Source organism: Modestobacter sp. SYSU DS0511 (assembly GCF_054050755.1).
The window spans coordinates 26,419-32,522 of sequence record NZ_JBJGZY010000042.1; the positions used below are offsets into that span (position 1 = coordinate 26,419).

The 6,104-nt window shown below is 73.9% G+C and carries 6 protein-coding genes; all 6 read left to right on the plus strand.

Translation table 11 applies throughout. The features are described 5' to 3' along the window. Positions 1–161 precede the first annotated feature (161 nt). Positions 162–1,166, plus strand: coding sequence for a type I glyceraldehyde-3-phosphate dehydrogenase (gap, locus tag ACI783_RS17045; protein ID WP_457141545.1), 1,005 nt, complete (start codon positions 162–164; stop codon positions 1,164–1,166). Further along, positions 1,166–2,359: a phosphoglycerate kinase gene (locus ACI783_RS17050; protein ID WP_457141546.1), complete on the plus strand. Its 1,194-nt coding sequence runs from the start codon at positions 1,166–1,168 to the stop codon at positions 2,357–2,359. The genes gap and ACI783_RS17050 overlap by 1 nt, the downstream gene beginning before the upstream one ends. Before the next feature lie 9 nt (positions 2,360–2,368). Then, a complete protein-coding gene (gene tpiA, locus ACI783_RS17055) occupies positions 2,369–3,202 on the plus strand; it encodes a triose-phosphate isomerase (protein WP_457085367.1) in 834 nt (277 codons plus the stop codon). Between the two features lie 40 nt (positions 3,203–3,242). Continuing rightward, the gene (locus ACI783_RS17060; protein ID WP_457141547.1) at positions 3,243–5,012 is read left to right on the plus strand and encodes an ABC transporter substrate-binding protein; all 1,770 of its coding nucleotides are present in this window, start codon (positions 3,243–3,245) and stop codon (positions 5,010–5,012) included. Positions 5,013–5,134: 122 nt separating this feature from the next. Next, positions 5,135–5,368 (plus strand): preprotein translocase subunit SecG, encoded by a 234-nt coding sequence (gene secG / locus ACI783_RS17065; protein ID WP_457085369.1) that lies wholly within the window; start codon positions 5,135–5,137, stop codon positions 5,366–5,368. A gap of 277 nt (positions 5,369–5,645) precedes the next feature. Further along, on the plus strand, positions 5,646–6,104 hold a 459-nt coding region (locus tag ACI783_RS17070), incomplete at its 3' end, for an RNA polymerase-binding protein RbpA (RefSeq protein WP_457141548.1).

The window sequence follows — 6,104 nt, forward strand, 5'->3', positions numbered from 1 at the left end:
CGGACGTATGCCGAGGCGTTCCCGGGGGTCCACCTGGCGGCGTCGGGGGAGCCCGCGGGGGGCCGATAGGGTGTGGGCGGAATGTGGCCGCGCACCCGCGCGGCCGACGGTGCCGCTGGGCCGACCGGTCCGGCAGGGCAACACGGTCTGGGAGGTCCGCAGTGACGGTACGGGTCGGGATCAACGGGTTCGGCCGGATCGGCCGCAACTTCTATCGGGCAGCGGCCGCCAGCGGTCAGGACATCGAGATCGTCGCGGTCAACGACCTGACCACGAACGAGACGCTGGCCCACCTGCTGAAGTACGACAGCATCCTGGGCAAGCTGGCCGAGGACGTCACCGTCGTCGACGGCGGCATCAAGGTCGGCGAGAAGACCATCAAGGTGCTGGCCGAGCGCGACCCGGCCAACCTGCCCTGGGGGGAGCTGGGCGTCGACGTCGTCGTCGAGTCCACCGGCTTCTTCACCAAGGCCGACGACGCGCGCAAGCACGTCGACGCCGGTGGGGCCAAGAAGGTCGTCATCTCGGCGCCGGCCACCGGCGACGACCTGACGATCGTGATGGGCGTCAACCACGAGCAGTACGACGGCTCGCAGACGATCATCAGCAACGCGTCCTGCACCACGAACTGCCTGGCCCCGCTGGCCAAGGTCCTCAACGACGCCTTCGGCATCGAGCGCGGCCTGATGACCACGATCCACGCCTACACCGCCGACCAGAACCTGCAGGACGGCCCGCACAAGGACATGCGCCGCGCCCGCGCCGCCGCGCTGAACATCGTGCCGACCTCCACCGGTGCGGCCAAGGCCATCGGCCTGGTGCTCCCGGAGCTCAAGGGCAAGCTCGACGGCTACGCGCTGCGCGTCCCGGTGCCGACCGGCTCGGCGACCGACCTCACCGTCACGCTGTCCCGCGAGGTCACCGTCGAGGAGGTCGACGCCGCCTACAAGGCCGCCGCTGCCGGCCCGCTGGCGCCGTACCTGGTCTACACCGACGCGCCGATCGTCTCCTCCGACATCGTCACCGACCCGGCTTCCTGCATCTACGACGCCGGGCTGACCAAGGTCTTCGGCAACCAGGTCAAGGTCGTCGGCTGGTACGACAACGAGTGGGGCTACTCCAACCGCCTCGTCGACTCCGTCGTCCTGGTGGGCAGCAAGCTCTGATGCGGTCCGTCGACGAGCTCATCGCCGACGGGGTGTCGGGTCGGCGCGTGCTGCTGCGCGCCGACCTGAACGTCCCGCTGGACAAGAACAGCGGCGGGATCACCGACGACGGTCGGATCCGGGCCAGCCTGCCGACGATCGGCGCGCTCCGCGAGGCCGGTGCCCGCGTCGTGGTCGCGGCCCACCTCGGCCGGCCCAAGGGCGAGCCGGACCCGCAGTTCTCGCTGGCCCCGGTGGCCGCGCGGCTCGGCCAGCTGCTCGGCACCACGGTGCCGCTGGCCGCCGACGTCGCCGGCCCGGACGCCACGGCGAAGGCCGAGGCCCTGGCCGACGGCGACGTCCTGCTGCTGGAGAACGTCCGCTTCGAGGCCGCCGAGACCAGCAAGGACGACGCCGTCCGCGGCGAGCTCGCCGACCGGCTCGCCGGCCTGGCCGAGCTCTACGTCGACGACGCGTTCGGCGCGGTGCACCGCAAGCACGCCTCGGTGTTCGACGTCGCGCAGCGGCTGCCGCACGCCGCCGGCCGGCTCGTGGCCCGTGAGCTCGAGGTGCTCACCCGGCTCACCGAGAGCCCGGAGCGGCCCTACGTGGTCGTCCTGGGCGGCTCGAAGGTCAGCGACAAGCTGGGCGTGATCGAGGCGCTGCTGCCCAAGGTCGACCGGCTGCTGATCGGCGGGGGGATGACCTACACCTTCCTCGCCGCCCGGGGCCTCGAGGTCGGCACGTCGCTGCTGGAGGCCGACCAGGTCGACACCTGCCGGCGGCTGCTGGCCGAGGCCGGCGACCGCATCGTGCTGCCGGTCGACGTCGTCGTCACCCCGGAGTTCAGCGCCGACGCGCCGACCCGGGTGCTGCCGGCCACCGGGATCCCGGCCGACGAGATGAGCCTGGACATCGGGCCGAAGAGCGTCGAGCTGTTCACCGAGGCCCTGTCCGGTGCGCACACCGTCTTCTGGAACGGGCCGATGGGCGTCTTCGAGCTGGCCCCCTTCCAGGGCGGCACCCGCGGGGTCGCCCAGGCGGTCGCCGGCGTCGACGGGCTGTCCGTCGTCGGCGGTGGCGACTCGGCCGCCTCGGTGCGGCAGCTGGGCCTCGACGAAGCCGCCTACGGCCACATCAGCACCGGCGGCGGCGCGTCGCTGGAGTACCTCGAGGGCCGGGAGCTCCCCGGCCTCGCGGTGCTCGCGGACTGAGGGGGCGGCATGGCACGCACGAAGAGCACCCCGGCACCCCGGGAAGGGCGCCGCCCGCTCATCGCCGGCAACTGGAAGATGCACCTCACGCACCTCGAGGCCATCGGCCTGGTGCAGAAGCTGGCCTTCTCGCTGAAGGAGCAGCAGCTGGAGGCGGCCGAGGTCGTCGTGGTCCCGCCGTTCACCGCGCTGCGCAGCGTGCAGACGCTGGTGGCCGGCGACAAGCTGGAGATCGGCTACGGCGCCCAGGACCTCTCGGCGCACGACTCCGGGGCCTACACCGGGGAGGTGAGCGGGGCGATGCTCGCTGCGCTGGCCTGCCGGTACGTGCTGGTCGGCCACTCCGAGCGGCGCACGCTGCACGGGGAGGACGACGCGGTGGCGGCGGCCAAGGTCCAGGCCGCGCTGCGGCACGGGATCGCGCCGATCCTGTGCGTGGGGGAGGGGCTCGACGTCCGCCGGGCCGGCACCCACGTGGCGCACTGCACCGCCCAGCTCGACGCGGCCCTGGCCGGCCTCACCGCTGAGCAGGTCGTCGGCGCCGAGGGCGCCGGTCCCGGCATCGTGATCGCCTACGAGCCGGTGTGGGCCATCGGTACCGGTGAGGTGGCCACGCCGGATGATGCGCAAGAGGTGTGTGCGGCGCTGCGGGCGCGGCTCGCCGAGCGCTTCGGCGCCGAGACGGGCGCTCGCGTCCGTATCCTCTACGGCGGATCGGTGAAGGCCGGCAACACGGCCGGCATCCTCGCCGGGCCGGACGTCGACGGAGCGCTCGTCGGCGGTGCCAGCCTGGACGCTGACGAGTTCGCATCGATCTGCCGACACGCCGCCGACGGGAGCTGACCGCCGCCGGCACCGACCCGGGCGGAGCAGCACCACGGTGATGCACAGCAACGACCGACGGCCGGTCCGCCGTCGCACCCGAGAGGGCGCGGCGCGGCCGGCCGTCGTGCTGGCGGCCCTGCTCGCCCTCGCGGTGCTCAGCGGGTGCGGCGCGGGCAACACCGGGGTGGCCGGGGTGCCCACGCAGAGCGGTGAGGTCAACAGCGGTGTCGACGGGGTGCGGAGCCCCTCGGACGAGCCCGGTGGCACGTTGCGCCTGGTGGCCGGGGAGATCGACAGCCTGGACCCGCAGCGCTCCTACGTGCCCGGCGTGTGGAACCTGATGCGGCTCTACGTGCGCACCCTTGTCACGTACTCCTCGGAGCCCGGCAGCACCGACGAGCTGGTGCCCGACCTGGCCACCGATCTCGGCACGACCACCGACGGCGGCCGCACCTGGACGTTCACCCTCCGGGAAGGCGTGCGGTTCGAGATCGGACGGCCGATCACCTCCCGTGACGTCAAGTACGGCATCGAGCGGTCCTTCGCCTCCGACGTCGTCGTCGGCGGGCCGACCTACGTCGTCGACCTGCTCGACGACCGGGCCGACCCGTACGCCGGGCCCTACCAGGACGAGACGCCGGAGCGGCTGGGGCTGCCGGCGATCGCCACCCCCGACGACCGGACGATCGTCTTCACCCTCACCACCCCGACGCCGGACTTCCCCTTCGTGCTGGCGCTGCCCTCCAGCAGCCCGGTGCCCGCGGAGAACGACACGGCCGGCAGCTACGGCACCGACCCGATCTCCTCCGGCCCGTACGCGGTGGCCTCCGTCGACGCGCAGACCGGCGTGGTGCTCGAGCGCAACCCGGAGTGGGACCCGGCCACCGACGACGTCCGCACCGGGCTGCCGGACCGGGTGGTGGTGCGCAGCGGGCTGTCCAGCCTGGCCCGCGACCAGGCGCTGCTCGCCGGCTCGGCGGACGTCGACCTGTCCGGCACGGGCGTGCAGCAGGCCACCGCCGCCCGGCTGGGCGACCGCGGCCTGGAGGGCCGGATCGACGACGTGACCACGGGGGCACTGCGCCTGCTCGCGCTGCCCACCACCGTCGCCCCGATGAACAACGCCGAGTGCCGGGCGGCGGTGGCCGCCGTGATCGACCGTCGCGCGGTGCAGGACGCCCTCGGCGGTGCGGGCAACGTGGTGCGCACGTCGACGCTGTGGCCGCGCGCGCTCGACGGTGGCCCGGAGGACGAGGAGGTGGACGCTGACCCCGCCCTGGCCCGGGAGAAGCTCGTCTCCTGCGGTCACCCCGACGGCTTCAGCACGGTCTTCGCCGTGCCGGACGTGCCGACGATCGTGGAGATGGCCGGCGTGGTCGCCGGGCAGCTCGCCGAGGTGGGCATCCAGGCCGAGGTCCGGCCGTTGGACCCGGCCACCTACTACGCCACCGACATCGGCAACCGGGACGCCGTCACCGCCGGCGGCTACGGCCTGGTGCTGGCCACCTGGACCGCGGACTTCCCCACGCCGGCGTCTTTCCTGGTACCGCTGGTCGACGGGCGGTCACTGCGCCCGGTCGGCAACACCAACTACGCGCGCCTGGACGACCCGCAGGTGAACGGGCTGATCGACGCGGCTCGTGCGGCGGCGGAGCCGGCGGTCGCAGCCGACGCGTGGCGGCAGGTGGTGCGCGCGGTCGAGGAGACGGCCACCTACGTGCCGCTGGCGGAGAACCGGGTGCAGCTGCTCGCCGGGCAGCGACTGCGCAACGGCCTGGTGATGCAGCCCTACGGCGGGTACGACGTCGCCACCGCCGGCGTCCGCTGACCGCCGCGTCGCGCCGGCGGGCCGAGCGCCCGAGCGGCATCGGTTAGGCTGGCAGGTCGAGAGCCCCCGACGGCTGGGGTCCACCGCCCCACACCCCCGGTCCACGGGACAGGAGACGTACTGTGATCGAACTGGCCCTCAACGTGCTGCTCGTGCTGCTGAGCATCGGGCTGATCGTGCTGATCCTGCTGCACCGCGGCAAGGGTGGTGGCCTGTCGTCGATGTTCGGTGGTGCGGCCGCGTCGTCGCTGGCCGGCAGCTCGGTCGTCGAGAAGAACCTCAACCGGGTCACGGTGCTCTTCGGGATCCTCTGGACCGTCTGCATCGTCGCCCTGGGCATCCTGATCAAGGCCTGAGCAAGGTCGAAGGACCCCTCCGCCCCGCACCCCTCGCAGGCTCGCGGCGCGCCCTGCAGGGGGCCGGGCCCCACCCCTCGCACGCTCGGGGCGAGCTCCTGGACGGGGCCGACGGCGGGCCCGTGGGCGGGTGCCGCTGGAGAAGAGCATCCTCCCGATCGCGTGCCGGTACCGACGGTGTCCGCATCGTGACCTGCGCAACGCCTGAGAGGCCCTAGACTGCCCGCGCGGTGATCAACTCGTCACCGCCGACGGAGCCGACGTCAGGGGGCCGTTCATGGCTGGTGGGAACGCGATCCGGGGCAGCCGAGTGGGTGCTGGCCCGATGGGAGAAGCCGAACGCGGTGAGGCGGCCCCGCGGCACCGTGTCGGTTTCTGGTGCGCCAACGGGCACGAGTCGCGGATCGCCTTCGCGGCCGAGGTCGAGGTGCCCGAGACCTGGGACTGCCCGCGGTGCGGGCTGCCGGCTGGCACCGACCGGCAGAACCCTCCGCCGGCGCCGCGGACCGAGCCGTACAAGACGCACCTGGCCTACGTGCGGGAACGTCGTTCGGACGAGGACGGTGACGCGCTCCTCGAGGAGGCGTTGACCCGGCTGCGCGCCCGCCGCGGCGGGGGGGGGGGGGGGGGGGGGGGGGGGGGGGGGGGGGGGGGGGGGGGGGGGGGGGGGGGGGGGGGGGGGGGGGGGGGGGGGGGGGGGGGGGGGGGGGGGGGGGGGGGGGGGGGGGGGGGGGGG